Below are 25,389 nucleotides of genomic sequence, written 5' to 3'. Positions count from 1 at the left end.
GAACGATGACCGTGCACGCGTCGTGGCAGAAATCCTCCTTCTCCGGGATGGGGCCGGACAACGACTGCTTGGAGGTGGCCGCCAGGGACGGCGGTTTGCTCCTTCGTGAGGGCGAAGCCCCAGGCGATGTGTTGACCACGAATGCTCGTCGGTTCGCGGGCCTACTCAGGGCAACCCGCAACGGGACGGCGGAGATATGGGCCGACCGTCAGGAAACCGTTTGATCGCGGAGCAGCGTGAGCACACTCCAGACCAAGCGCCCATCCTGGCATGGCGCCTGGCAACTCAACTCACGAGCCGCACTGGTACTCGGGAATGAGGTCGAGGGCCGCAGCCATGTAGGGCTCGATGAGATCGGACAGCACGCGCGCGGACTCCTCCTCGTCTTCGGGATACTCGGCACGCAGGACAACCATGAAAGAACTGATCATGTTCTCCGGGGGGCAAGGCACTTGAGCCATGGCTACACCGGGCCAGACCACGGCGTTGTAATCACCCGGAACCGGCTCGCCTTCGTGCATCTCGACGGGGAGATCGAGATAGTTGATGAAGGTCTGGAAGTCCTCGGCCCCCCTGGTCCGGGAGTAGACGACCTCGTCTCCGTCGACGGTCAGCTGACACTCATGACCGACGGGAGTGCTACGCATATCTGTGAATGACGATTCCGTCTCTAGTTCCGTCCCATTCGGAAACAGCGGATCGTACAGCTCATCGGCTATCTCCAGGCCGCACAGATCGTCCGGCAACGCGTACTCTCTGCCGTTCGGCCCGCCGCATGCCAGAGTCATCCCTGCCACGGCCGACAGAGCGACCATCTTCTTGAGTGCAGAGCCCATGGCGTTCTGAGCCACCCTGCTTTCTCGCGTCACTGAGGGGGCTCCCATTCAATCATTGAACCGAAATCGCCTCGCACGCCAATGGTCACGGCGTTCCAAAGGCCATTGAGCGTATCGTCGTTATGCCCTTGACCTGCAGTGGAGGCATTGACCGCGCCGCGGGCCGCATCCAATGCTGCATTGTATCCAGCCGTGTAATCGGCGCTCGCGTCTGTGGCGTACTGCTCAGCGTTGTCGCGCCGCAAGGTGTCGAACACGGTATCAGTTACGAATCCGACACCGAATTCAACTGCCGGGCCGGCGGCCGGATATCTTTCGGCCACTCGCCCCACTGCCTCGTCGAGAACGACACCAGTCCACTCCTGTACCATGTCGAGGTTACTGTTGAACGCCTCGTCGGACGCGAGTCCCGCCTCGTAGACGGCATTCGCACGGGCCTCGCTCATGAGTCCCGCTATCACCGTACCAGGAACAACTGCTTGCTGAAGCCGGGCCGTCACATCCAAATCGGCCTCTGAGGCGTTAATCTCGTAATTCACAACAGCCGCCGTGTAAGCCTGCTGCGCACCGGTGACGACCCCGTAAGCTTCCGGATCCCTGCCCAGTTGTGAAAGGAATTCGGCGAGGCGCATACTCCCGAGGTCGGCGCTGATCGCTGGCGCGGGCTCCAACCTCATCTGATCGCCGATCGAATACTGGAAGTCTGCCATGTAGGCCGCTGTCATGCGCGCCAGCTCCGGCCGCATGAAGCCGAAATCACCGCCGTTGCTGATCCGACCGGTGTTGGTGGAGAACTCCTCCATCGCGTCGTGCATGATCCGGGCCCCGGCCTCCGTGCGCTCCAGGCCGGTGGCAGAAGGCGAGGCGCCGGCCGGGACTCCGGTGGTCGCGGACTGGAGGGCCGCGGCGAAGCCGGTGCCGGAGTCGTCGCCTCGGGCGATCGTCGAGGACGTACCGGGACCGGCCATCTCCAGGTGTTCCCAGGAGCGTTCGTTCAGCAGGTACTCCAGGCGGTCGTTCCCGCCGGCCGGGTCCAGGTAGGCCGCGGCTACGTTCGGCTGGCGGCTCATCGCGTCCAGCGCGGTGTCCATGGGGTCGAGCGCGAGCCACGCCAGGTCGTCGTCATCGAGCCCGTCGGGTCCCGTGGCGTGGGCGCGTAGTCGCCACAGCCCCGGGTCTGCGGTCTCGGCCGCGCGGATGTCGTCGGCAAGGTCGTGAAGGAACCGCTGTGCGTACTCGTCGTCGGCCCGGTCGGGCCCTGACTCCATGAGGGTGGCCAGGAGTTGGTAGCCGCGCACGGCCTGGGCGGTGACACCGTTGACGGCGTACTGCGCCGTACCCGACTCCCGCAGGCCGGACATGAAGCGGGTGTAGAACTGTCCATCCGGCGTCCGTGACCACTGGCCCCACTCCGAGGAGCCGGGCTCCAGCGTCGGGACGCGGGTGGCCGTGGCCAGGGCCGTGGCCATGTGGTCCTGGAGGTGGGTGTAGTTCAGCCGGGTCACGGCGTCGCCGTCGCCGGTCAGCTGAGAACCGATCTGGGCGGTCATCCGCAGCAGGCCGTCAGCGCCGAGGTCGTCCAGGAGGAGCCGGGTGAACTCTGGGTCGTCGTCGTTGAGCTCCACCAACTGGCGCAGCTCGGCCAGCACCGACGCCGACAGTTCGTCGCCGGCCGCCACCCTGCCGGCGAGTTCGGCGGCTCGCTCCGCCAGCACCTGGTCGGCGTCGTCCGAGGTTCCGCCGTTGAAGATCCCGGCACGCCGTGCGTCCCGGCCCTCGACCACCTGTTCAAGGGCCAGCCGTAGGTTGCGGTCAGCTTCCTCGAACAAGCCGAGCAGGCGTGACGCCTCGGCCTGCAGTTCGTACCTGGCCTCGGCCCGCTGGTCCGCCAGTTCCGGGATGTTGGACCGGTCGAGCGCGTCGGCGATCCGCCCGTGCCCGTCGACCACGAACCCGGCCTCGCGCACGTCGATCGCCAACCGTACCACCTGTGCCCGCAGCCGCGTGAGCTCGGCGTATCCGTCCCGGAAGAGCCCGGCCAGCGCCCGTGCCTCGGCCTCGGCTGCGCCGAACTCGCCCTCGGTGTTGGAGAACCGCTGGCTCGCCGCGTCCGCCGCCTCACCCGCCCAGACGCTGCCGGTCCGGGAGACACACGCCACCCGCTGCGCGTAGTCGACCTTCACCTCGGCGAGTTCACCGGCCGCCGCGTCGAACGCCTCAGCCGCCGACTCCAAGCCGGTCAGCTCCTGCCTTACGATCTCGCTGAACGTCGGCACGGTGGCTCACTCGAACCCGAGGAGCCGCGTGGGCGCGATGCCGTCCGTGGCCTGTCGCATCTGGTACCCGGCCTCCGCGTCCACGCCCTGGAACCCCGAGGCCACCTCGCGCAGCAAGCCGGCCTCCGCCTCCAACTGTTCGTCCAGGGCGCGCACCTTGCCGACCCAGCGCTCCAGCACCGTCCGCGCCCCCTCCGCCGTCTCGAATCCCGCCAACCGGGCGGTCACCCTGGATACTTCCTCTTTCGGTCCAAGGCCGGCCCGCAACGTGCGCGGCCGTACCTCCTCCGTCAGATAGCCGGCGGCGGCGCGCTTCGCCTGCCAGTCCGCCGCCAATGTTCCGTTCGGCCCGGCGCCCCCGCCCTCGTTCGAGTTCAACCGCGTGCGCGCCGACTCCTCACGAGCCCGTGCCTGCAGCTCCGCCCACTCCTCGCGAAACGAGCCCATGTGCGTCATCCTCCCCCTCGTTCGCGCCCCCAGGTAGACCGTAACGAGCCGGCACCGAGGGTAACAAGCCCTGGACGGCCGTGGTCAGGACCTCGGCAGCGCCCTGAGGCTAGGGTTGGTATGGCCAGGGTGGGCGTCGCTTCGGGAAGGGGCGGGTGTGGTGGTGGGCGAGTTCGAGCACTACGCGCACGAGCAGTTGGTCGCGATGCTGGCGGGTGGGGACCCCGAGCTGTTGGCGGCGCGAGCGGACGAGTTGGTGGCGATGGCCGACGCGTTCAAGGGCGCGAACGCGGACGTCTTCCACCGGATGGCGCAGGTGGAATGGCAGGGGGAGGGGGCTGACGCCTTCCGGGCGTGGGGGCGGCACCTGTTGGACGAGTCCGCGGTGCTGGTCGACTACGCGCACACCGTCGGCAGGGCCATGGGGGACGCGGGTGAGGCGTTGCGGGTGGCCAAGTCGGCGATGCCGCCGGTGCCGGAGCGCCCGGTTCCGCTCGTTGGGGGCGCGGTTCACTCGGTGGGCGAGGAGTTGGAGCGGCAGGAGGCCATGCGCGTGCTGGAGCAGCTGTCGTCCAGCTACCGCACGGTGGCCGACGACATGGCGAAGGCGCCGGAACCAAGTTTTCGACAGTTGAGCGGGGTCGACAATCCCCTTGAGGGGAACGTCCCCGGTGGGTCGGCCGGGAGCTTTGGGCCTGGCGAAGCGCAGCCTGGGTTGAGGGAGTCTTTCACCGTGGCCGCTCCGGGAGGCGGCTTCCAGACGAGCGAGGGCCATGAGTCGTCGACTGTGTCTCGCAGTGGCTATCCAGTCGATGACGGGCTCGGTGCTGGTCTGATCGCGCCCCAGGGCAACGCGGTGGACGGTCGGGTGGGAACGTCGCTTGACTCGATCACCCCCGTGGCGGATCGTCCCTTGCCGGTCCGGGAGCCGGACTTTCCCCCCGCTGTGGAGGGACGAGGGCTCGCGGGCAGTCAAGGAAGTGAGTTGCCCGGTCGGGCGCCGGCAACGATTCCGGGGCAGCTACCCCAGCGTTCCGGCGCCCCACGACCGGGCGTGCCCGGCGTGCCTCAGCCATCTGGCGGCAGCCAGACGCCTCAAGCCGCGCGGTCTCTGGTGCCCCCGTCGCAGGACGCGTACCCGGCGGGGCGTCCCAGCGGGGCTGGGACGACAGGTCCTGGTGGACAAGGGCCCGTCGGTCGCCCACCCATGCAGGGCGGTGCGGGAGCCTGGGGGAACGGGGTGCCACCGAGAGCGCAGCCGCCCGGCGCGGTCATCGGCGGTGTCCGACGGCCTCCGGCCAGCGCCAGTCGCGGCCTGCCACCCAACACGTCGATAGGTACGCAAACGCCGTTCGCCTACCGGGACCCCGCCACAGGGCTCGTCTCCGGCCCCGGAGGTGTGCCGGTGATGAGGCATCCCGGCGAAGCGGGCAACCGTCCGACACCGGGTGAACAGCGGATCAACTCTTCGCGGGTAGGGGGTCGTTCACCCCGGTGGAAGCGACGGCGTGACGGGCGTGACGATGTACAGGACAGGAACGGTTGAACAGATGACAGACGCCAACGGAGCGCCCGCACACCGACGTTGGGCCAGGTGCGCGTGGGCGCTGGCCGCGGTGCTCGGGAGTCATGGGTTGCTGACGCCAGGCGCGGTGGCCGATGAGTCTATGGGCCCGTGGTATCTGGACGCCTCGCGGGCCGAGGAGATCTGGGAACGTTCCCGGGGCGAGGGCGTCACGGTGGCGGTCATCGACAGTGGGGTCGATACGTCCGTTCCCGAACTGCAGGGTCGGCTGTTGGAAGGCACGGATCTGACCTGGGAGGCGGAGGGGGCGGACGCCGACCGTGATGGCCACGGCACGGCCATTGCCTCTCTCATCGCGGGCTCCGGGGCTGATGGCGGCGTGCGGGGGCTTGCGCCGGAAGCCACGATTCTCCCCATCCGCGTCGTGCCGACAATCAACGAGACTAACTTCGACTTCGACGTGGAACAACGAATGGTGGACGCGGTCGCCTACGCGGTCCAGTCCGGTGCCCGGATCCTCAACATCTCGCTCGGCATGGAAGAGGTGGGGTATGCCGAGGAGGAGCTCGACATGGCATTGGCCGCTGCGGCACGGGAGGACGTCCTGATCTTCGCGTCGGCGGGCAATCGTGGTGACGAGGACAACATTGCCAGGTACCCGGGCAACCGCGAGGGCGTCGTCGGCGTCGCAGCCGTGGATCCCGACGGAGGCCACGCGGCGTACTCCACTTACGGGCCGCATGTGGCCATCGCCGCTCCCGGCACCGATATTCCCACGCGGTGCGAGCCCGGCAGCTCGCAGCTGTGCCTTACCGAGGGCACCAGCTACGCCTCCGCTCTTGCCTCCGCGTCGGCCGCCCTGATCTGGTCCGCGCATCCCGACTGGACCAAGAACCAGGTGTTGCGCGCGCTGATCGGGACCGCTGCCGGTGGCGGGGAGCGGGACGAGTACGTCGGGTACGGCATGATCCAGCCGGCTCGGGTGATCGTGGACGGGGAGGGGGATCCGGGGGACCCGGATGTCAATCCGTTGTTCGAGGAGTACGAGGCATCGATCCAACCGCCGGTGTCGGCGGAGCCGAGTCCGGCCGAGGAGGAGGGCGGGCAGGGGGAGTCCGCGCCGCAGGACGACGGGGGGAAGACGGACGCGGTGGAGGACGAGGCCGAGGAAGGCGTGGCCGTGGCGGACGAGGGCGGGAGTGGGGGCTCCGGGACGTGGGCCGTCGTGGGGGTCGTCGGCGCGGCCGTGGTGATCGGTGGGGCGGCCCTTGCGGCGGCGAACCGCCGGCGGCGTCAGCGGCTGGGGACCGTCTACGCCGGGCGGCCTCATGACGGAGTCGGCGACGCCTGACCGCCCCGCCGCAGGACCGCCGCCGACTCCGGCGGAAGGAGGAGGCGGCCGGCCACGTCGGGCGGCGGGAGTTCGTGGGTGGCCGCGAGCGGGGTGAAGCGGCCGGGGCCGAGGAGGGCGGTGGTCTCGGCCGTGGGGGAGACGTTGATCGCGGTGGTCAGCGGGCCGGCGTGCAGGACGAGCCAGCCGGCGTCCTCGTCGTGGTCGACGGAGACGTCCGCGAGCCGCAGGTCCGCCGGGAGGTGGGCGTGGCGGAGGGCGATCAGCCGGCGGTGCCAGTCGAGGAGCGGCGGCGTGCTGCCGTCCGGCGGCCAGTCCAGGCAGGAGCGGTCCCTGGTGGCCGGGTCCTGGGGGTCGGGGATCTCCTCCTCCGCCCACCCGTGGGCGCCGAACTCCCGGCGCCGGCCGGTGCGCACCGCCTCGGCGAGAGCGGGGTCCTGATGGTCGGTGAAGTACTGCCACGGCGTGGTCGCGCCCCACTCCTCGCCCATGAACAGCATCGGCGTGAACGGACCACAGAGGACCAGCGCCGCCGCCAGCGCGGCGCGGGACGAGCCGGCGAGGGCGGCCAGCCGGTCGCCGAACGCGCGGTTGCCGATCTGGTCGTGGGTCTGGGCGTAGCCCAACAGTCGCCGGGTCCTGGTGGCGGCCCGGTCGAGCGGGCTGCCGTGATCCCGGCCGCGGAACGACGAGTAGCCGCCGTCGTGGAAGAAACCGCCGGTCAGCGTGCGCGCCAGCGCGGTCAGCGGCGCCTTGCCGAAGTCGGCGTAGTAGCCCTGCGCCTCACCCGTCAGCGTGGCGTGCAGCGCGTGGTGGAAGTCGTCGCTCCACTGCGCGTGCAACCCGTGGCCGCCCCGCTCGCGCGGGGCCGTGGTGCGCGGGTCGTTCTGGTCCGACTCGGCGATCAGGAACAGCGGCCGACCCGTCTCGGCGGCCAACGCGTCGACCGCGGCCGAGAGTTCGGCGAGGAAGTGCGGGGTCGAGTCGTCGGCGAGCGCGTGCACCGCGTCGAGCCGCAGCCCGTCGAGCCGGAAGTCGCGCAGGAACGTCAGCGCGGAGCCGACGAAGTACGCCCGCACCTCGGCGGCCTCGGGACCGTCCAGGTTGACCGCCGCGCCCCACGGCGTGTGGTGCCGCTCCGTGAAGTACGGGCCGAACTCCGGCAGCCGGTTGCCCGACGGGCCCAGGTGGTTGTGGACCACGTCGAGCACCACCCCGAGCCCGTGGCCGTGCGCCGCGTCGACGAAGCGCTGCAGCGCCTCGGGGCCGCCGTACGGCTCGTGCACCGCCCACGGCGCCACCCCGTCGTAGCCCCAGCCGTGCCGGCCGGGGAACGGGCAGACCGGCATCAGCTCGACATGGCTGACGCCGAGATCGGCGAGGCGCGGCAGCCGGCCGATCGCCGCGTCGAGCGTGCCCTCGGGCGTGAAGGTGCCAATGTGCGTCTCGTAGAGCACCGCGCCCGGCAGCCCGCGGCCCGGCCAGCGGTGACGCCACCGGTGCGCGGCCAGGTCCACGACGGCGCTCAGTCCATCGGGCCCGTCCGGCAACCGCCGGCCACGCGGGTCGGGCAGCGGCTCGCCGCCGTCCAACGCGAAGCCGTAGCGGTCGCCAGGCGCCGCCGGCGCCTCGCCCCGCCACCAGCCACCGGCCTCCGCACGCAGGGCGACCGGTGGCCGGCCCGGCATCCGCAGCGTGACCTCCCGCACCCGTGGTGCCCACACCTCGAACAGCATGGGCACCATGCTCGGGGGCCGGACGGCGCGAAGACCAGACCGCGCGCCGACGGGGACCCGACTACGTCATGACGCGGGCTCAGCGCCAGGCGCCGACAGGCAGTACCGGTGCTGGGTCACCGGATAGCCCGCCCGGGCGAAGGCCGCCGCCATCGGCGCGTTCCCGACGTCGGTCGCCGCCGCGATCCGCTGGGCGCCCTCGGCGGCCAACTGGCGGGTGCACGCCACCAGTAGGTCGTGGCCGTAGCCGTGGCCCCGCTGTTCGGGCACCACCCCGACGAAGCCCACGCAGGGCCCGTTCGGGTTGCGCGCCGGCACCTGGATGCCGACCAGATCGCCCGCGGGCGTGTACGCGAGGCGCCACCAGTCCCGCGGCGAGGGACACCAGTGGAAGAAGTCCAGCTCCTGGCGGGCGGCCAGCTCCACGCCGCCGCGCTCGATGGCGCGCCGCGCGTGCGCGTCGAGGGTCTTCGAGTGCACCTGGCGGAGCACGTCGAGGATGACGTCGTCGTCGGGCTCGGGCCGGAAGACCAGCCGGCCAGGGTCGTCGGGCAGCCCCGCCTCCGGCGTCCAGACGTAGCGGAAGCGCTCCACCAGCGGCTGGTAGCCGGCATCGGTGGCCGCGCCGATCCGCGCCCCGCCGGCCGCCCTGGCCGGCGGGTGCTCGCGCCAGCCGGGCGGCAGGATCAGCTCGTACTCGGCGCGGAGCGGGACCATGCGCAGCAGTTGGACGGCCGCCGCCCGGTCGGTGAAGTCGAACCAGTCGAGGGCGACCGGCTCCGTGTCGTCGGGGCCGCCCCAGAACGCGGCCCTGGCGACGACCTTTCCGCCGCGCTCGGCAACCCAGGTCCAGTCGGGGCGGTACTCGCCGCCGGCGGCGACCGTGTCGTAGCCGTTCGACGGCGGGGGGAGAAGCACGCGGCCGACCAGGCCGCGATCGTCGAGGGAGTCGTCGAGCGAGAGGAAGACGGTGCGCGCCTCGCCTTCGGCGAGCGCGCGGATGACCAGATCGGTCATGGGTGTCGGGTCCTTCCGGAGGGCTTGGAACGCGCCTTCGGATCAGCCCGGGAAACGCCCGACGGGACGACGAGGGCTGGGGAGGCGCGGGGTCGTGACGAGTGACATGACGACGCCTCCCTTCTCTGTCCGGTACGGGTCGGGCGTGAGAGGACCGTAGACCGGCCGGGCGAACCGTGTCCACCGCTTTTCCCGGCGGCGGGGGTGCGGCCGGCGGGTGGACACGGGTACGCGGGGTCGCCGACAATTTCGCCATGTCATCAGTCGAGTTCGGCGCGCCGTCCCCGCGGATATCCGACGCGGACCGGGAGCGTGCCCTCGATGTGCTCCGCGAGAGCGCGGTGGAGGGCCGGGTCTCCCAGGACACCTTCGAACGACGGATCGAGCAGGTGCTCTCCGCGCGACGGCTCGACGAGCTCTACGCCGCGCTCAGCGACCTGCCGTACCGTCAGCCACCGCGGGCCCGCGCCATGGGCTCTGACGGCTGGCTGCTGACACAGGTCACCAAGGTCGCCGCGTTCCGGCAGCGGCTGCGCCTCGCCTGGGACGCGGAGCGGCTGCCGCAACTGCTGCTGCCCGCGCCGGGGCCCGGGTCGCTGACCATCGGCCGGGAGCGGGGATCCGGGCTGCGGCTGAGCGACTTCAGCGTCTCGCGCCACCACGCGCGGCTGTTCAGCTCGCCCACCGGCTGGCTGCTCCACGACCTCGGCTCGGTGAACGGCACCTGGGTCAACGGCCGCCGGCTCACCGGCGGCTTCCCGGTGCGGCCCGGCGACCAGGTGCGGTTCGGGGCCGTGTCGTTCGTGCTGGTCGCGCGCGAGCCGCGCTGAGCGCGGCGCGGTCGACGGCTCCTCTTGCTCATCTTCCCCCCTCTTCCCGAGCCGGCCTGCCGCCCGAGCGGGGGCTGGGAGGTGGGACGGCAGGCCGGAGTATCAGGGGGTGTGCCGTGGGCCGCGCTGTGGGAGCGCTCCCAAAACGGACCGTAGCGCCGTGGTCGTTCGTCTGTAAAGGGCCGTGACGAGGTGAAGAGAAATCGATTGCGGCGGCCCGGGGCCCGGTACAGCCTGCGGGAATGATCGAGTTGCGGGAGTTGGGCGAGAACGACTGGCGGATCTGGCGCGAGGTGCGGCTGGCGGCGCTGGCGGAGGCGCCGCACGCGTTCCGCACGCGGCTGGCGGAGTGGCAGGGGGACGGCGACCGGGAGGAGCGCTGGCGGGCGCGGCTCGCGATCCCGGGAGCCGTCGACTTCGTGGCCGTGGTGGACGGGAGGCCGGCCGGGATGGCGAGCGGCGTGCCGGAGGGCACGGGCGCGCGGGTCATCTCGGTCTGGGTCGCCACGGCGGCGCGGGGCCGTGGCGTCGGGGACCTGCTGCTCGACGCGGTCGAGCGGTGGGCGGTACTCGGCGGCGTCGAGGAGTTGCGCCTCGGCGTCTTCTCGGGCAGCGAGCACGCGCTCGCGCTCTACCGGCGGCGCGGCTTCCTGGACGCCGGCGAGATGGGCGATCCACTGCCGGACGGCCGTCGCGAGGTGGCGCTGGCCAAGCGGCTGACCTGCTGATCCGAGGCCCCTCCGGCGCCCGCGCCGTCCCCCGTCTCCGCCGTTCAAGAAACGTTCAAGGTTCGTCCAAGTCCCGCGTCGCATCCTGGAACAGCCGGTTCAGCCGGTGGCGAGATCGAGGGGGAGGGGGTGAGGTTGAGGGTGAGGGTGGATCCGAGGAGGACATGGCTGTCAGTGGCATGCTGGCCGTGGTCTCTCCCTTCATCCCCGCGGCCGGGGCGGCACCAGGCGCCCGCCGCTCGGCTCGTCGACCGCTGAGCGGAAAAGGGGGTGGGGGAAACGTGGCCGGCGGGGGAGTGGGGGGACACTCGTGTCCCGCCGGCCACGGGGCGCCCTGGCGGGCGGAGCCCGGTCCGAAACACCGGTGGGCGGCGCGACCGCGGTGGCGAGCGGGGACTCTCCTGACGCGGCACGTGAGGCGGCCCCGGCTCCGCGGGGGAAACCGGGGCCGGGGCCGAAGGACTGCTCGGGTGCGGGCGTCGGCGGGCGTCCGGCCGACGACTATTCCATCCGCCAGCGCTGGAAGCTGAGGTTGTTACAGGGGAAGGCGCGCAGCCCGAGGTTGCTGTCGTCGACGCAGGCGCCGGTCTCGCGGTTCTGGAAGGCGTAGGTGCCGTCGCCGTAGTCCCACAGGTACCACTGCTGGAAGCTCAGCCCGTTGCACCCGAAGTGCCGCAGGCCGGCGATGCTGTCGTCGACGCACAGACCCGTGTTGTCGTTGCGCAGTTCCCAGGTCGTGCTCGAGGCGCCACTGATCCAGAAGTCCTGGAAGGTGAGGCCGTTGCAGGGGAAGGCGCGCAGCCCGAGGTTGCTGTCGTCCAGGCAGGCACCGGTCTCCGAGTTCCTCAGGGTGGTGCCGGCGGCGGCCGTCAGGTCGCCGGCCTCGACCAGGACGGCGCCGGGCGCCGGGGGGCGGGGCGAGGGCGGAGCGGCCGCGGCAGCGGTCGCGGTGCCGGCGAGAACGCACAGCAGTGCGGTGGCCGCGGCGAGCATGCCGTACAGGGGCCTTGCCAAGACCCTGCGAATCATTGCGCCTCCTGGTGGGAGCGGGAGAACCTGCCGAGTGGCCCCTTGACGCGGGTATCGCTGTCACCGACCTGACGTCCGGCGCGTTGTTCGCGAGGAGCGCCTCCGAGTGTCCCGGGCCACGACCCCGCGCGCCTCAGCGTGGCGTGCGGGGTTGCTTGGCATCGGGCGCGAGCTCGGCGACCCCGGTCGGCGTCCGGGATCCGGCGGCCGCGGACGTCGCCGGGCATGCGCGACAGTGCGGGTGGCACTTGGCGGAGTCGGCCTCGTCGGACATCACGTCTCGGTCCAGGTGTACTCGAAGACCGGCAGCTCGAAGCCCTGGTCGAAGCGGGCGGTGCGGGCGTCCGTGCGGCGGCCGCCCTGGCGTTCGTAGAAGGCGATGGCCGGGGCGTTGGCGCGCAGCACCTCCAGGTAGAGGGGCCGGCCCGGGTGTTCGGCGGCCGCCCAGTCGAGGGCGCGGCGCAGCAGGCGCCGGCCGATGCCGGTGCGGACGTGGCCCGGGTGGGCGTGCAGGTTGTCGAGGAGGACGCGACCGTCCGTGCTGGGGACGAGGTAGGCGAAGCCGGTCAGCTCGCCCGCGTTCTCGTCCTCGGCGACGAGGAGACCCGCGGCCGACGGGTCGTCGGTGAGTCGTTTCCGCCACACGGCGAGTCGGTCGTCGAGCAGCGGACCGTTCAGGTAGTCGTCGGGCAGGATGCCGGCGTAGGCGGCGCGCCAACTGTCGGCGTGGAGCACCGCGATCCGGTCGGCGTCATGCCGGGTGCCTGGGCGTATGCGCATGGCGTCGAGCCTCGCTCATGGCGCGGGAGTTGTCACGACCGCGCCCAGCGGGCCGGAACCGGCGGATGGGGCGGGCCGTCTCAGCGGCATGACCGACAGCGTGGGGAAGAGACGTGCGGGGTGGGCCGGGGTGTTGGCGGTCCTGGTGACGGGCTGTGGTGGGGGCGGGGGCGGGGGTGCGGCGGTTCCCGAGTGGGAGGAGCCGGCGGCGTACCGGTACGTGCTGGAGTCGACCTGCGGGGAGACGCTGACCGGCACGTTCGAGATCGCCGTGGCGGAGGGGGAGGTGGCCGAGGTGACCGATCCCGGCGGCTTCTACGATCCGGGCGACCTGTCGCCGGAGATGGGGATGACCATCGGCCAGCTGCGGGAGTTGGTGGCGGAGGCCGAGGACGAGGGGGCGGATCGACTGGACGTCGAGTACGCGGCGGACGACGAGGGGCGGCCGACGCGGATCGCCGTCGACTACGACGAGGTGGCCCTGGACGACGAGTTGTGCTACGCCGTCAGGGACTACGCGCCCGGTTCCTGAGCGGCGAGGACCGCCGCGCCGGCGGTGGCCGGTGAGGCCGTGCCGCAGGAGGTCTGCGCCGCCGGGGCGGACGTTCGCGGGTTCTTCGCCGACCGTGGATGGCCTGCGGGTACGTCGGCCGCTACGCCTGGGAACCCGGCCCGCGGAGGCGGACCGCCTGGCCGGGGCACGGTGCGCACCGTGCCCCGGCCATCCCCACCCCGGGTCGTCGGTTTCCCCCTGAGGACCGACGCGTCCCACTGTGCCAGGGGGGCGGTGTGGTGTCGTTGACCGTCGGTGCACGTTTCCTTGACCGTCCGTCTACCCGGGCTCGATTCGGCTTCCACGGCGGCCCGCCGCCGGTGGTTTCCGGGCGTCGTGCCGTACGCGGCGTCGGGGTGGCTGGAGAAGCCCCGGCGCAGGGCGAGGTGGTGGATGGTCAGGGCGCGCGGCTCGGGGTCGGCGGGATCCCGGTGCGCGCCGGCCGGGCGGCGGCGACGGATCTCGGCCGCGATCGTGGTGCCGTCCGCCTGGACGAGGTGGTGGAGGTAGCCGGCTGAGAGGTGGTGCGCCGCCGCGATGTCCCGGGGGACAGCCCGGGTTGGTGGGCGTTCCGCTCGATGAAGGCCCGCACCCGCAGTCGCAGGGCGCGTTGCCGGGTGTCGGGGGGCAAGCGCCGCTCGGCCTCCAGGGCGTTGGCCAGCAGCGCGGGCGAGCAGGTCGGCGGCGAGCAGGCCGCCGTACCCGGCACGGCTGGAGTGGGGGAGTTCGACTGCCCGGTCGATGGCGTCCTGCCCGAGGGGCAGCGTCCGCTTCGGCATCTCGAGCCCGATGCCGCGCTGGTGGTCGGAGTCGCCCCCGGCCCGGACGTCGACCGGACGGGACAGGTCGATGACGCTGAGGCTGCCCGGCTCGTGACGGGACGCGCCGCGATCGCGCGCGACGTCCAACCGGCCCTCGGTCCGCGGGGAGACGTTGAGGCGCTCCGGGGCTGAGTGCCGGATACTACGCTCTCGCCCCGTTCTCCCCTGGGCGCACGCCCGTCACACCCGCCCCTCGGCGCGCACCAGCAGGGCGACGGGGGACGTGCCGAGGAGGTCGGTCAGCGGGATCGCGCCCTCGGCCCGGCGGCCGGTGTCCGCGTTGCGCCAGGTGCCGGGCGGCAGCGGGAGCCGGGTGTCGTGCCAGCCGCCGGCCGTGGCGAGGCGGTGCGGGAGCCGGGTGACGACCGTGACGGCGCGGTCGGCGCGGGCGAAGGCCAGGCAGTGGTCGGCCGCCCGGCCCTCGGCGGCCAGCGGCCGGTAGTGGCCCGCTGGCCCGAACCACTCGGGGTGGTCGCGGCGCAACCGGAGCGCGGCGGTGGTGAGGCGCAGCTTCTCGGTGTGCGGTTCGCCGTCTGCGGCCTCGGGGGGGCGGCGGTTGTCGGGGTCGACGAGGGCGCGGTAGTGGCCCTCGGTGCCGCGGTAGACGTCCGGCACGCCCGGCATGGTGAGGTGCAGCAGCGTGGCGCCGAGCACGTCGGCGCGGATCTCCTGGGCCAGCCGGCGGGCGAACTCGGCCAGGGCGGTGGCGGGTTCGCCGCAGGGGCCGGCGAGCACGAAGCGTTCCAGGGCCCGTTCGCAGTCGGCGTCCGGCTCGGTCCAGGTGGTGGCGAGGGCGGCCTCGCGGGCCGCCTTGAGCACGGCGGGCAGCAGCCGTTCCGGGTCGGGGACGCCGAGGGCGAACGCCGTCTGCCAGGCCGTCCAGGCGAGGTGGCGGTCGGGGGCCGGGGCGCCGGCGCGTGCCGTCTCGTCCGTCAATCGTGCGACCAACTCGGCCCAGTCGGACGGATGTTCCGCCAGGGTGGCGAGCGCGGCCCGGGCGTCGCCGCTGCGCTTCGTGTCGTGGGTGGAGAGCACCGTGCCGGTCAGCGGCCAGTCCCGCTGGACGCGCTCGCAGTGGGCGTGGAAGGCGGCCGGCGGCAGCGCCGGCGCGTCGGGGACGCCGCCCACCTCGGCGGCCGAGAGCAGCGGGGCGAAGCGGTAACCGGCCGTGTCCTCCACGGCCTTGGCGCGCAGCGCGGAGGAGACCTGGGCGAACCTGACCCGGAAGTCGGCCGCCGCCGCGTCCGCGCCGAGCCGGCCGAGCGCCAGGTCGCGGACGGTCGTCACCGCCGCCGACTCCTCGGGCACGGTGAACGCCAGGGACGCCTCCTCGGCCGCCGCGGTCAGCATCGCCTCGTCCTCGGGGCGCGCCGGCCCCTCGCCCGGCACATAGGGTCGGTACACCGGCAGTCGCACCAGCGTCTCGACCAGCGCGGCGCGCAGCGCCCAGGGCGCGTGGTCGCGCAGCCGCAGCCGGGGGTCGGCGAGGCAGGCGGTCTCGGCGGCCCGCGCGAGGCGCGCCGTCTCGGCGGCCAGCTCGTGGCCGATCATCCGGTACCCGGCCCGCCGCACGGTCGGCGCCCACTCGCCGCCCTCGTCAGCCGGCACGCCGGTGAACTTCCGGTAGCGGTCGAGTAGTCGGGCGTGGCCCTCGGGGTCGACGAACACCGCGTCGACGTGCCGCAGCGCGTCGTAGCCGGTGGTGCCGGCGACGGGCCAGGTGGCCGGCAGCCGCTCGTCGGCGCCGAGGATCTTCTCGGCGACGATCCAGGCGTCGCCGCTCGCCTCCCGCAGCCGCGCCAGGTAGCCGCCGGGATCGGCGAGCCCGTCCGGGTGGTCGACGCGGAGTCCTTCCACCACCCCTTCGGCCAGCAGCCGCAACACCGTGCCGTGGGTGGCCGCGAAGACCTCGGGGTCCTCGACGCGCACCCCGATCAGCTCCGAGACGGCGAAGAACCGGCGGTAGTTGAGCTCGGTGCGGGCCAGCCGCCACCAGCCGAGCCGGTAGTGCTGGGCGGCCAGCAGCTCGGGCAGCGGCAGTCGCTCGGTGCCGGTGCGGAGCGGGAAGCGGTGGTCCCAGTAGCGCAGCGCGCCGTCCGTCACCTTCAGCCGGTCGAGCTCGGTCTCCAGCGGGCCGCCGAGCACCGGGAGCAGCACCCTGCCGTGCCCCGCTGGCCAGTCGATGTCGAACCAGCGCGCGAACCGGGAGCCGGGGCCGTCCCGCAGCACCTCCCACAGCGGCCGGTTGAGCAGGGTGTCGGCCGGCACCGCCATGTGGTTGGGCACGATGTCCAGCACCAGGCCGAGGCCGGCGGCGCGGGCGGCCGCCGCCAGCCGACGCAGTCCCGCCTCCCCGCCCAGCTCGGAGCGGACGGTGTCGTGGTCCGTGACGTCGTAGCCGTGCGGGGACCCGGGCACCGCGTCGAGCACCGGGGAGAGATGGAGGTGCGAGACGCCGAGCGAGGCGACGTGCGGAACGAGCTCGGTGGCCGCCGCGAACGTGAAATCGGGGGACAGCTGGAGCCGGTAGGTTGACGTGGGCGCCCGGCGCGCGGGGAGCGTCATGGCCTCCCCCTGCCCCGACGGCCGGACGCGCACGCCCGCCTGATCCCGGCGCGGGCTGCGCGCGCGGTGGGCGCCGCAGTAGGCTTCCTTGATCCAAGGCAGGGGCGGAAGGCGGGACAGGTGAGCTCTTCGGGGCTGGAATTGCCTCCGGGAAACGGAGGCGAGACCGCCGAGGCGCCGACCGGGGCGGTGCCGGTGCCGCGTCCGGTGGAGATCGGTGCCGATCTGGACTGGAGCGCCGAGGACTGGTCGGAGGTGCGCACCCGGGTCGAGCGCGCCGGCCGCGCGTACGTCTGGCTGAACCTGGTGGAGCAGCGGCTGCGCTCCGTGGTGGCCGCGGTGCTCCGCCCGGTGTACGAGCCGGTGCACGGCGAGGAGTGGGAGGTGGCCGCTGCCGGGCCCACCGGGCAGGAGTGGGTGCAGCGGGCGGCCGCCCTGCGTGAGGTGAGCCGCCGCAAGGGGCACCTGCTCGATCCCGCCGATGACACCGTACTCGCCTTCCTGACCCTGCCTCAGCTGCGTGAACTCATGGTGCAGCACTGGCCCTGCTTCGCGCCGTATTTGGACAACCGGCGCGAGGTGGAGCTCACCCTCGACGAGCTGGAGGTGGCGCGCAGCGCCGTCAGCCGCAACCGGGGGATGAGCCGGGCCGTGCTGGAGCAGGCCGAGCGGGCCTGCGCCAGGCTGCTGCGGCTGCTGGACTCCGGCGGGCCGCCGTCGGACGGGCGGCTGCCGGCCGACGCGGTGGAGCGCCTGGTGGGGGAGCGGTTCACGGACGTGGCCGGGGTGCACCCCGACCGGGTGCGGCTCCAGCGGCAGCTGCCGGCCGAGGACCTGTTCTCCGGGGCCCGCCGGCTCGACGCGCTGGGCATAGGGCTCGGGCTGCTGGTGCAGAACTTCCCGGGGCGGCGGCTCTTCCGGCTCGCCGAGTCAGGCTGCCGGGTGCGGCTGCTGTTCCTCAACCCGGCCAGCGGCGCCATGCGGCGGCGGGAGCGGGAGCTCGGCCTCAAGCGCGGCGAGCTGGGCCGCACGGTGGAGACCAACATCCTGCATGTGCGGCGGGTGCGCAGCAAGGTGCGCGACCCCGAGGCGTTCGAGATCCGGGTCTTCGACGACACGCCGCGGTTCAGCGCCTACTTCGTGGACGCGGACGGCCCCGACGGGGTGGCCGTGGTCCAGTCGTACCTGCGGCGCAGCCGGGGCATGGAGACCCCGGTGATGGTGCTGCGCCGGGCCGGGCGGGACATAGTGCAGCGGGACGATCCCCTGGCGGACGGCGAGCTGAGCCTGTTCGAGACCTACCGCGAGGAGTTCGAGTGGTCGTGGGAGGACTCGCGGCCCGTCTCGTAGCGGGAGGGAACACTTTCGGCCGATATGACGCGCGTCATGTCGGTGTCGGTGTCGCCTTCGCCTTCGCCTTCGCCTTCGCCTTCGCCGTCACGCGGACCGGTACCGGACCAGCTCGGGGAAGGCCAGCGCGACGCCGAGCACCGCGCCGGCCGCCAGCAGACCTCCGCCGGTGATCGCCCAGGTGGTGCCGGCCGTCGCCCCCACCAGGCCGTGCGCGAGGACGGCCAGCCACGGCCCACCGGCCGAGACCACCGTGTCCAGGCCCTGCAACCGGCCGCGCAACTCGTCCGGCACGCACGCCTGGAGCATGGTGGCGCGGAACACGCTCAACAGCATCAGCGCCCCGCCGGCCGCGAGCAGGCAGCAGGTCGCCGCCCAGAGCCGGCCGGTCAGGCCGAACGCGGCGACGGCAAGACCCCAGACGCAGACGGCGGCCACATAGACCAGGCCGTGCCTGGTCAGCCGGGTGAACGTGCCCGAGCAGAGGCCGGCCAGCACCGCGCCGGCCGAGAGGGAGGCGCTGAGCACGCCGAGCGCGAGGCCGCCGCCCTCGGGGTCGCCGAACGTCTGCTGCGACACCTCGGCGAAGAGCGCCGCCGGGTTGCCGAAGACCATCGCGACCAGGTCGGCGAGGTAGAGGGCGATCAGCACCCGGTGGCCCGACAGGTAACGGACGCCGGCGGCGAGGCGGGGGCCCGGCCGCCGGTCCGCCGGCGGGAGCGGCGGCAGCCGCCAGACCGCGTGCACCATGGCGAGCAGCGCGAACGCGTCCAGCAGGTAGAGCGGCGCCACGCCCGTGACGGGCAGCAGCGCGCCGGCGAGCAACGGCCCGGCCACCGGGCCGAACCACCGGACGGTGGCGTCCAACGAGTTGGCCGCCGCCCGTAGTTCGGGCTCCACCAGGCGGGGCACCACGGTGCGGCGCGCCACGGTGTTGGCGCCGAGGCAGCCCTGGAGCAGCGCGAGCAGGACGAAGAGCACCGCGACGGAGTCGAGCCCCGCGGCCGCCTGCGCCCACAGCAACAGCCCCGCCAGCGCCAGGCCGCCGTTGGTGGCGAGCAGCAGCCGCCGCAGGTCGAGCGTGTCGGCCAACACCCCGCCCCACAGCGCCGCCAGCACCAGCGGGCCGAGCCCGGCCACGGCGGAGAGCCCGATCCAGGCCGAGGAGCCGGTGGTCTGGTAGATCTGCAACGGCACCGCCATCGCGGTGATGCCGGCGCCGGTCGCGGTCACCGCGCCGGAGATCCAGAGCCTGCGGAACGCCGGGTCGCGGAGCGGCCGCAGGTCGGCGCCGAAGCGGCGCCGGCCGTCGAACGCGCCCGCGGTCGCGCTCAGGGTCAGTCCACGAGGCGGTGGAGGAGGAAGAACCCGCCGTAGGCCGGGCGGCCTTCGCGGCGGGTGTCGTCGCTGACAATGTACTCGTCGAGGAGGGCCACCAGGCGGGTGTTGAACTCCGCCAGCTCCTCGGGGGAGAGATGGAGCATGAACCTGGCCATCTCGGCGATGGACTCGGGACCCGACTCGCGCAGCTCCTCCTGGAACGCGAGGAGCGGCACGAGCCGCGCGTCCTCCGCGTCCGCCTTGGCGAGCGGGTAGTTGAGCCACCAGGACCGGCCGGTCGAGCGGTAGGGCTTCTCCAACGCGCCGCTGCCGCCGGTGCGGACGGGGGCCGGCTCGAGGAAGCCCGCCTCGGTCAACTGCCGCACGTGGTACAGCACGGTGCCCGGATCACGCTGCAGCCGGTCGGCCAACTGCTTGTTGGTCATCTCGCGCTGCCCGCACAGCCGGAGGATGCGGGCCCGCAGCGGATGCGCGAGCGCCTTGGCCTCGCGCACGGTCGCGTCCTGTCGCAACCGCGGGCCGGTCGCCGCCTCTTCGCCCATGTCGGAAGGGTAGCTCAACGAGGGGGCTGATTGAGAATTCCCCATCGATGTGGGATTCTCCATCGGTGGTGAACGAAATCACTCCGGACGCGGGCACCGCCCCCGTCGCTCCCGTGGCCCCCGTCGCCGCGCGGCCCCCACTAGGCGCCGCCTACTGGCGGCTGTTGACCTCCTCGGCGTTCTCCAACCTCGCCGACGGCGTGCTGAAGATCGTGCTGCCGCTGGTGGCCATCCAGCACACCAGGTCCCCGACGCTGATCGCCGGCCTCGCGCTGGCGCTCAGCCTGCCCTGGCTGCTGTTCGCCCTCCAGGCCGGCGCGCTCGCCGACCGCGTCGACCGCCGCCGCGCCATGCTGTTCGCCAACTGCCTGCGCACGCTGCTGATGGCGACGCTGACGCTGACCGCGGCCCTGGACGTCGGCTCCATCTGGCTGCTGTACGCGGTCGCGTTCTGCGTTGGCGTGGCCGAGACGGTCTACGACACCTCGGCCCAGTCGATCGTGCCGCAGCTCGTCCACCGCGACCAGCTGGCGCGGGCCAACGGCCGGCTGTACGGCACCGAGTTGACCGCCAACCAGTTCGTCGGCCCGGCGCTGGCCGGGCTGTTGGTCGCCGCCGGCGCGATCGCCGCCTTCGCCGTGCCGACCGCGCTGTGGGCGCTGGCGGTGGCCGCCCTGGTGCTGGTCCCCGGGACCTTCAGGACCGAACGGAAGACCCCCGCCACCACGATGCGGGCCGACATAGCCGAGGGCCTGCGCTACCTGTGGAACCACCGACTGCTGCGGACGCTCGCCGCCATGGTCGGCGTCAGCAACTTCGCCTTCAACGCGGCGTTCGCGGTTCTGGTGCTGTACGCGGTCGGGCCCTCCTCGGCGATGGGGCTCTCGGAGGGCGCGTTCGGCCTGCTGATGACGACGATGGCGATCGGCAGCCTGCTCGGCTCCTTCGCCGCCGAGTGGATGGAACGACGCCTCGGCCGGGCCAGGACGCTGACGTTGACGATTCTCACCAGCACGCTCTCCTTCGGGATCCCGTCGCTGACGGCCAACCCGTACCTGGTCGGCGCGGGCTTCGCGGTCACGGGCGCCGGCATCGTGGTCTGGAACGTGATCACGGTCTCGCTGCGGCAGCGGATCGTCCCCAACGAACTGCTCGGCCGGCTCAACAGCGGCTACCGGCTGATTGCCTGGGGCACGATGCCGCTGGGCGCGGCGGCCGGTGGGGCGTTGGCGCAGTTCGCCGGCGTGCGGGTGGTTTTTGTGGCGGCGACGGTGGTGGTGTTGGGGACGTTGGTGGGGATGCGGGTGGTGACGGACGAGCGGATTCGCGCGGCGGAGGGGTGAGGGGGTTTCCCCCCACCCACCCGCCCTTTGTTCCGCGCTGCGCGCGGGAGGGCGCGGCCGGCGCGCCGGTGGCCCGGCGGCGAAGCCGCCGTGGGCCCCTGGCTCGCGCGGGGTTTTCCCCCACCCGCCCGCCCTTTGTTCGCGCTTCGCGCGGGGGGCCTCGCGGCCCCGGGCCCGCGGGCTGGCGGCCCGGCGGCGTAGCCGCCGTGGGCCGGGCGGCCGGGGTGTTTCCCCGCCCGCCCGCCCTTTCCTTCCGCGCTTCGCGCGGGGTGGGCCTGCGGGCTGGCTTGCCTGGCGGGTATGGCCGCCGTGGGCCTGACGGCCACCGGCCCGTCCCTTTCCTCGCGCTCCGCGCGGGGCCGGCCGAGGGCCTGCCAGCCCTTCATGCGCGCTTCGCGCGGGTGAGCCGGCGGCTCGGCACGGGCCCAACGCGGCGGCTCCACCGCCGGCCCTGCCGGCCCTGCCGGCGGTGGAGCCGCCGCAGGTCGGGGGCCGTGAGGCCCCTCCCGCGCGGAGCGCGGACGAAGCGCGGGTGGGTGGGGGACTCCGGCCGTCGTCCAGTGCCGGTCGGCGCCGCAGGCTATTGGGTACAGTGTACGAAGTTACCCCGCGTCCGAGAGGGATACCCGCGTGTCCGCAGCGAAGCAGCAACACCCCACCGAGGCCGACGGTCACACCGTGATCCAGGTCCGCGGTGCCCGGGAGAACAATCTGCGGGACGTCTCGCTCGACATACCGAAGCGGCGGCTCACCGTGTTCACCGGGGTCTCCGGCTCCGGGAAGTCCTCGCTGGTCTTCGGGACGATAGCCGCCGAGTCGCAGCGGTTGATCAACGAGACGTACACGGCGTTCATCCAGTCGTTCATGCCGAGCCAGTCCCGGCCCGACGTGGACGGTCTTTACAACCTCAGCGCCGCCATCGTCGTCGACCAGGAGCGGATGGGGGCCAACTCGCGTTCCACCGTGGGCACCGCGACCGACGCCTACACCATGCTGCGGATCGTCTTCTCCCGGCTCGGCGCCCCGTACGTCGGCACCGCCACGCACTTCAGCTTCAACAGCCCCGAGGGCATGTGCCAGAAGTGCGAGGGGCTCGGCCAGGTCACCGACGTCGACGTCGACCAACTCGTCGACCGGGAACGGTCGCTCAACGAGGGCGCGATCACCGTGCCCAACTTCACCGTCGACTCCTGGTACTGGCAGGTGATGGCCAACTCGGGGCTCTACGACCCGGACACCCCGCTGCGCGACTTCACCGAGCGCGAGTGGCAGGACTTCCTCCACAAGGAGCCCACCAAGCTCAAGATCGGTACCACCAACGTCAGCTACGAGGGACTGGTCGGCAAGATCAAGCGGCTCTGGCTCGGCAAGGAGCGCGAGTCCATGCAGGCGCACATCCGCGCCTTCGTCGACCGGGCCGTGGTCTTCACCGACTGCCCCGCCTGCGGCGGCAGCCGGCTCGCCCAGGCCGCGCTCGCCTCACGGATCAACGGGCGGAACATCGCCGAGTGTTCGGCCATGCAGATCAGCGACCTCGCCGAGTTCGTCCGCGGCATCACCGACCCCGCGGTCGCCCCGCTGCTGGCCAACCTCCGTCAACTCCTCGACTCGCTGGTCGAGATCGGCCTCGGCTACCTCAGCCTCGACCGGTCGTCCGCCACGCTCTCCGGCGGCGAGGCGCAGCGCGTCAAGATGGTCCGCCATCTCGGCTCCTCGCTCACCGACGTCACGTACGTCTTCGACGAGCCGACGACCGGGCTGCACCCGCACGACATCCAGCGGATGAACGGGCTGCTGCTGCGGCTGCGCGACAAGGGCAACACCGTACTCGTCGTGGAGCACAAGCCGGAGGTCGTCGCCATCGCCGACCACGTCGTCGACCTCGGCCCCGGCGCCGGCGAGGACGGCGGTCGGATCTGCTACACCGGCGACGTCGCCGGGCTCGCCGCCGGCGACACCCTCACCGGCCGCCACCTGGGGCACCGGGCGCCGCTGCGCGAGAAGGTCCGCACCTCGGTCGGGCACCTCGCCATCAAGGGCGCCGACCTGCACAACCTCAAGGGCGTCGACGTGGAGGTGCCGCTGGGCGTGCTCACCGCCGTCACCGGGGTCGCGGGATCGGGCAAGAGCTCGCTGATCCACGGCTACCTGGCCACCAGGGACGGGGTGGCCGTCGCCGACCAGTCGCCGATCCGCGGCTCGCGGCGCAGCAACCCGGCCACCTACACCGGGGTCCTCGACCCGATCCGCAAGGCGTTCGCCAAGGCCAACGGCGTCAAGCCCGCGCTGTTCAGCGCCAACTCCGAGGGCGCCTGCCCCAACTGCGCAGGCATCGGGCTCGTCTACACCGACCTGGCGATGATGGCCGGGGTGGCGTCCGTCTGCGAGCGGTGCGAGGGGAAGCGGTTCACGCCCGAGGTCCTGGCGTACACGCTGCGCGGCCGGAACATCAGCGAGGTGCTCGCGATGTCGGTCACCGAGGCGCACGCCTTCTTCACCGAGGCGCAGCCGCGCGCCGTCCTGACCCGGATGGCCGACGTCGGCCTCGGCTACCTGCGGCTCGGCCAGCCGCTCAACACCCTCTCGGGCGGTGAGCGGCAACGCCTCAAGCTGGCCATCCAGATGGCCGAGCGGTCCTCCGTCTACGTGCTCGACGAGCCGACCACCGGCCTCCACATGGCCGACGTCGACAAGCTGCTCGCGCTCCTCGACCGGCTGGTGGACGCCGGCGACACGGTCGTCGTCATCGAGCACCACCAGGCCGTGATGGCGCACGCCGACTGGATCATCGACCTCGGCCCGGGCGGCGGCCACGACGGCGGGCAGGTCGTCTTCACCGGCACCCCGGCCCAACTCGTCGCGGACGGCAGCACGTTGACCGGGCGGCATCTGCGCGCCTATATGACGGATTGATCTCAACCGCCCGCGACCGCATGCCGGGTTGTCATCATCGTCGACCGTGGAATACCAGGACTGCGTCGACCTGATCGCCCGGTTGCAGGCCCACAAGCCGGCGGGTTCGAAACGGCCGGGCGGGAACGTGCCGGAGGTGCTGGCGGCCCTCGGCCGGCCGCAGTTGGCGCTGCGCGGCGCCATGGTCGTCGGCACCAACGGCAAGGGCTCGACCGCCGCGTTCGCCGTCTCGGCGCTGACGGCCGCCGGCGTGCGGGTGGGCAGCATGCCGAGCCCGCACCTCCAGGAGCCGCGGGAGCGGATCAGGGTGGACGGGGTGCCGGTGTCGCGGGCCGGGTACGCGGCGGCGTTCGACGAGGTGTTGGCGGCGGCCGACCGGGCCGGCGTGGTGCTCAGCTCCTCCGGGATCTACGTGACCACGGCCGCCGCGTACTTCCGGCGCGCCGGCGTCGAGTTGGTCGTCGCCGAGGCCGGCATCGGCGGACGTCACGCGGTGGTGCGGTACCTGGGGCTCGGCGTCACGGCCGTCACGGGCGTCGCGCTCGACCACACCGACCGCCTTGGCGGTTCGCTCGCGCTGATCGCCCGCGCCAAGGTCGGCGCGGTGGCGGACGGCGACCACGTGCTGCTCGGCCGGCTGCCGGCCGAGGCGGCCGAGGCCGCGGACGCGGCGCTGGCCGAGCGGTCCGGGCTGACGGTGTGGCGGATGGGCGCCGAGCTCGACCACCGGCCGTCGGTGGGTACGGGGTCGGTGGTCGATGTCGTCACGCCGGGCGGCGGGCGTGGGGGGCTGGTGTGCCCGTTGCCCGGCGCGCACCAGCACCACAATCTGACGCTCGGGGTGGCCGTGCTCGACGCGTTGGCCGAGCGGGGCGACGTCGGGCGGCCGGACGAGGCGCTGTTGCGCGAGCGGATCGCGGCCACGCGGTGGCCCGGACGGCTCGAACTGGTCGCCCCTGCCACCCTTGCTGGTTGGACCGGCCGGGTGCTGCTCGACGGCGCGACCAACCCGCAGGGCGTCGCGACCGTCGCCCCCGAACTCCGCCGGCTGGCCGGCGCGGCGCGGCCCGCGGTGGTCTTCGCGGCGGTGCGGGGCAAGGACGTGGCGGGGATGCTGGCGCCGCTGCCGGACGACTGGCCGCTGGTCCTCACCAGGACGGACGCGCACGACGCGGCCGAACCGGCCGCGCTGCGGGCGGCGCTGGGCCCGGAGCGGCGGCCGACGGCCGCCGTCGTGCCGGGCGTGGCGGCGGCGCTGCGGCACGGGGCGGGCCTTGCCGGCCCGGGTGGGCTGGTCGTCGTGCTCGGCTCGCACCGGCTGGTCGGGCTGGCGCGGGGGGTGTTGGGCCTGCCGCCGGGGTGACGGCGTCGGGGGCCGGGGGTTTCCCCCCCCCCCCCCCCCCCCT

General features: G+C 72.9%; 21 protein-coding genes. 11 read left to right on the top strand and 10 right to left on the bottom strand.

What is annotated here, in order from left to right; translation table 11 throughout:
- Window positions 1–5: 5 nt before the first annotated feature.
- Complete coding sequence (locus ACYVPE_RS23990; RefSeq protein ID WP_461035762.1) at window positions 6–224, top strand: DUF397 domain-containing protein; 219 nt, start codon at window positions 6–8, stop codon at window positions 222–224.
- 66 nt (window positions 225–290) lie between these two features.
- On the opposite strand, the gene ACYVPE_RS23985 is transcribed toward ACYVPE_RS23990, so the two are convergent.
- From ACYVPE_RS23985 to ACYVPE_RS23975, 3 genes are read right to left on the bottom strand one after another with little or no spacing between them, the layout of a single operon-like run.
- Entirely contained in the window at window positions 291–851 is a 561-nt protein-coding gene (locus ACYVPE_RS23985) for a hypothetical protein (protein ID WP_461035761.1), read from the bottom strand.
- 14 nt (window positions 852–865) lie between these two features.
- Window positions 866–3,112 carry a hypothetical protein gene (locus tag ACYVPE_RS23980; RefSeq protein ID WP_461035760.1) on the bottom strand — a complete coding sequence of 749 codons (2,247 nt, stop codon included), beginning with the start codon at window positions 3,110–3,112 and terminating at the stop codon, window positions 866–868.
- A 6-nt stretch (window positions 3,113–3,118) separates the two neighbouring features.
- Complete coding sequence (locus ACYVPE_RS23975) at window positions 3,119–3,559, bottom strand: hypothetical protein (protein WP_461035759.1); 441 nt, start codon at window positions 3,557–3,559, stop codon at window positions 3,119–3,121.
- A gap of 1,634 nt (window positions 3,560–5,193) precedes the next feature.
- Here ACYVPE_RS23975 and ACYVPE_RS23970 point away from each other — a divergent pair.
- Window positions 5,194–6,435 carry a S8 family serine peptidase gene (locus ACYVPE_RS23970; RefSeq protein ID WP_461035758.1) on the top strand — a complete coding sequence of 414 codons (1,242 nt, stop codon included), beginning with the start codon at window positions 5,194–5,196 and terminating at the stop codon, window positions 6,433–6,435.
- Here ACYVPE_RS23970 and treZ read toward each other — a convergent pair.
- Window positions 6,411–8,171, bottom strand: a complete 1,761-nt coding sequence (gene treZ / locus ACYVPE_RS23965) for a malto-oligosyltrehalose trehalohydrolase (RefSeq protein WP_461035757.1) — start codon at window positions 8,169–8,171, stop codon at window positions 6,411–6,413. The two genes, ACYVPE_RS23970 and treZ, sit on opposite strands and share 25 nt — an antisense overlap.
- Window positions 8,172–8,237: 66 nt before the next feature.
- Entirely contained in the window at window positions 8,238–9,188 is a 951-nt protein-coding gene (locus ACYVPE_RS23960) for a GNAT family N-acetyltransferase (protein WP_461035756.1), read from the bottom strand.
- A 254-nt stretch (window positions 9,189–9,442) separates the two neighbouring features.
- On the opposite strand from ACYVPE_RS23960, the gene ACYVPE_RS23955 reads away from it, so the two are divergent.
- Window positions 9,443–10,018: an FHA domain-containing protein gene (locus tag ACYVPE_RS23955; RefSeq protein WP_461035755.1), complete on the top strand. Its 576-nt coding sequence runs from the start codon at window positions 9,443–9,445 to the stop codon at window positions 10,016–10,018.
- Between the two features lie 242 nt (window positions 10,019–10,260).
- The gene (locus tag ACYVPE_RS23950) at window positions 10,261–10,746 is read left to right on the top strand and encodes a GNAT family N-acetyltransferase (RefSeq protein ID WP_461035754.1); all 486 of its coding nucleotides are present in this window, start codon (window positions 10,261–10,263) and stop codon (window positions 10,744–10,746) included.
- A 501-nt stretch (window positions 10,747–11,247) separates the two neighbouring features.
- Here ACYVPE_RS23950 and ACYVPE_RS23945 read toward each other — a convergent pair.
- Both ACYVPE_RS23945 and ACYVPE_RS23940 read right to left on the bottom strand, forming a co-directional pair.
- The gene (locus ACYVPE_RS23945; protein WP_461035753.1) at window positions 11,248–11,760 is read right to left on the bottom strand and encodes an RICIN domain-containing protein; all 513 of its coding nucleotides are present in this window, start codon (window positions 11,758–11,760) and stop codon (window positions 11,248–11,250) included.
- Window positions 11,761–12,048: 288 nt separating this feature from the next.
- A complete protein-coding gene (locus tag ACYVPE_RS23940; RefSeq protein ID WP_461035752.1) occupies window positions 12,049–12,555 on the bottom strand; it encodes a GNAT family N-acetyltransferase in 507 nt (168 codons plus the stop codon).
- 88 nt (window positions 12,556–12,643) lie between these two features.
- On the opposite strand from ACYVPE_RS23940, the gene ACYVPE_RS23935 reads away from it, so the two are divergent.
- The 3 genes from ACYVPE_RS23935 to ACYVPE_RS23925 all read left to right on the top strand — a co-directional run bounded on the left by ACYVPE_RS23935 (window position 12,644) and on the right by ACYVPE_RS23925 (window position 14,061).
- Entirely contained in the window at window positions 12,644–13,087 is a 444-nt protein-coding gene (locus tag ACYVPE_RS23935; protein ID WP_461035751.1) for a DUF6174 domain-containing protein, read from the top strand.
- Window positions 13,088–13,464: 377 nt separating this feature from the next.
- A complete protein-coding gene (locus ACYVPE_RS23930; RefSeq protein ID WP_461035750.1) occupies window positions 13,465–13,626 on the top strand; it encodes a hypothetical protein in 162 nt (53 codons plus the stop codon).
- A 135-nt stretch (window positions 13,627–13,761) separates the two neighbouring features.
- Window positions 13,762–14,061, top strand: coding sequence for a hypothetical protein (locus tag ACYVPE_RS23925; protein WP_461035749.1), 300 nt, complete (start codon window positions 13,762–13,764; stop codon window positions 14,059–14,061).
- Window positions 14,062–14,109: 48 nt separating this feature from the next.
- Here the strand turns inward: ACYVPE_RS23925 and treY are convergent, their stop codons facing one another.
- A complete protein-coding gene (treY, locus tag ACYVPE_RS23920; RefSeq protein ID WP_461035748.1) occupies window positions 14,110–16,494 on the bottom strand; it encodes a malto-oligosyltrehalose synthase in 2,385 nt (794 codons plus the stop codon).
- A 120-nt stretch (window positions 16,495–16,614) separates the two neighbouring features.
- On the opposite strand from treY, the gene ACYVPE_RS23915 reads away from it, so the two are divergent.
- A complete protein-coding gene (locus ACYVPE_RS23915; RefSeq protein WP_461035747.1) occupies window positions 16,615–17,844 on the top strand; it encodes an SAV2148 family HEPN domain-containing protein in 1,230 nt (409 codons plus the stop codon).
- Between the two features lie 87 nt (window positions 17,845–17,931).
- Here the strand turns inward: ACYVPE_RS23915 and ACYVPE_RS23910 are convergent, their stop codons facing one another.
- Together ACYVPE_RS23910 and ACYVPE_RS23905 are read right to left on the bottom strand one after the other, a co-directional pair.
- Window positions 17,932–19,077 carry an MFS transporter gene (locus ACYVPE_RS23910; RefSeq protein ID WP_461035746.1) on the bottom strand — a complete coding sequence of 382 codons (1,146 nt, stop codon included), beginning with the start codon at window positions 19,075–19,077 and terminating at the stop codon, window positions 17,932–17,934.
- 104 nt (window positions 19,078–19,181) lie between these two features.
- The gene (locus ACYVPE_RS23905; protein WP_461035745.1) at window positions 19,182–19,727 is read right to left on the bottom strand and encodes an ArsR/SmtB family transcription factor; all 546 of its coding nucleotides are present in this window, start codon (window positions 19,725–19,727) and stop codon (window positions 19,182–19,184) included.
- Between the two features lie 65 nt (window positions 19,728–19,792).
- Between ACYVPE_RS23905 and ACYVPE_RS23900 the strand changes: the two genes are divergently transcribed.
- The 3 genes from ACYVPE_RS23900 (at window position 19,793) to ACYVPE_RS23890 (ending at window position 25,346) form a co-directional block, all read left to right on the top strand.
- On the top strand, window positions 19,793–21,070 hold the full coding sequence (locus ACYVPE_RS23900; protein ID WP_461035744.1) for an MFS transporter: 1,278 nt from the start codon (window positions 19,793–19,795) through the stop codon (window positions 21,068–21,070).
- A gap of 630 nt (window positions 21,071–21,700) precedes the next feature.
- Window positions 21,701–23,983 carry an ATP-binding cassette domain-containing protein gene (locus ACYVPE_RS23895; protein ID WP_461035743.1) on the top strand — a complete coding sequence of 761 codons (2,283 nt, stop codon included), beginning with the start codon at window positions 21,701–21,703 and terminating at the stop codon, window positions 23,981–23,983.
- Window positions 23,984–24,029: 46 nt separating this feature from the next.
- Complete coding sequence (locus ACYVPE_RS23890; RefSeq protein ID WP_461035742.1) at window positions 24,030–25,346, top strand: bifunctional folylpolyglutamate synthase/dihydrofolate synthase; 1,317 nt, start codon at window positions 24,030–24,032, stop codon at window positions 25,344–25,346.
- Window positions 25,347–25,389 lie beyond the last annotated feature (43 nt).

This window comes from Streptomyces mayteni (genome assembly GCF_054783955.1).
Note: the sequence above shows the minus strand (reverse complement) of the source record. Positions and strands in the feature narration are given on the sequence as shown.

What these genes read in the sequence shown, in the direction of transcription:
- ACYVPE_RS23935 (WP_461035751.1), top strand. Translation starts at nt 12,644, where the DNA reads ATGACCGACAGCGTGGGGAAGAGACGTGCGGGGTGGGCCGGGGTGTTG.
- ACYVPE_RS23955 (WP_461035755.1), top strand. Translation starts at nt 9,443, where the DNA reads ATGTCATCAGTCGAGTTCGGCGCGCCGTCCCCGCGGATATCCGACGCG.
- ACYVPE_RS23905 (WP_461035745.1), bottom strand. Translation starts at nt 19,727, where the DNA reads ATGGGCGAAGAGGCGGCGACCGGCCCGCGGTTGCGACAGGACGCGACC.
- ACYVPE_RS23990 (WP_461035762.1), top strand. Translation starts at nt 6, where the DNA reads ATGACCGTGCACGCGTCGTGGCAGAAATCCTCCTTCTCCGGGATGGGG.
- ACYVPE_RS23960 (WP_461035756.1), bottom strand. Translation starts at nt 9,188, where the DNA reads ATGACCGATCTGGTCATCCGCGCGCTCGCCGAAGGCGAGGCGCGCACC.
- treY (WP_461035748.1), bottom strand. Translation starts at nt 16,494, where the DNA reads ATGACGCTCCCCGCGCGCCGGGCGCCCACGTCAACCTACCGGCTCCAG.
- ACYVPE_RS23975 (WP_461035759.1), bottom strand. Translation starts at nt 3,559, where the DNA reads ATGGGCTCGTTTCGCGAGGAGTGGGCGGAGCTGCAGGCACGGGCTCGT.
- ACYVPE_RS23950 (WP_461035754.1), top strand. Translation starts at nt 10,261, where the DNA reads ATGATCGAGTTGCGGGAGTTGGGCGAGAACGACTGGCGGATCTGGCGC.
- treZ (WP_461035757.1), bottom strand. Translation starts at nt 8,171, where the DNA reads ATGCTGTTCGAGGTGTGGGCACCACGGGTGCGGGAGGTCACGCTGCGG.
- ACYVPE_RS23940 (WP_461035752.1), bottom strand. Translation starts at nt 12,555, where the DNA reads ATGCGCATACGCCCAGGCACCCGGCATGACGCCGACCGGATCGCGGTG.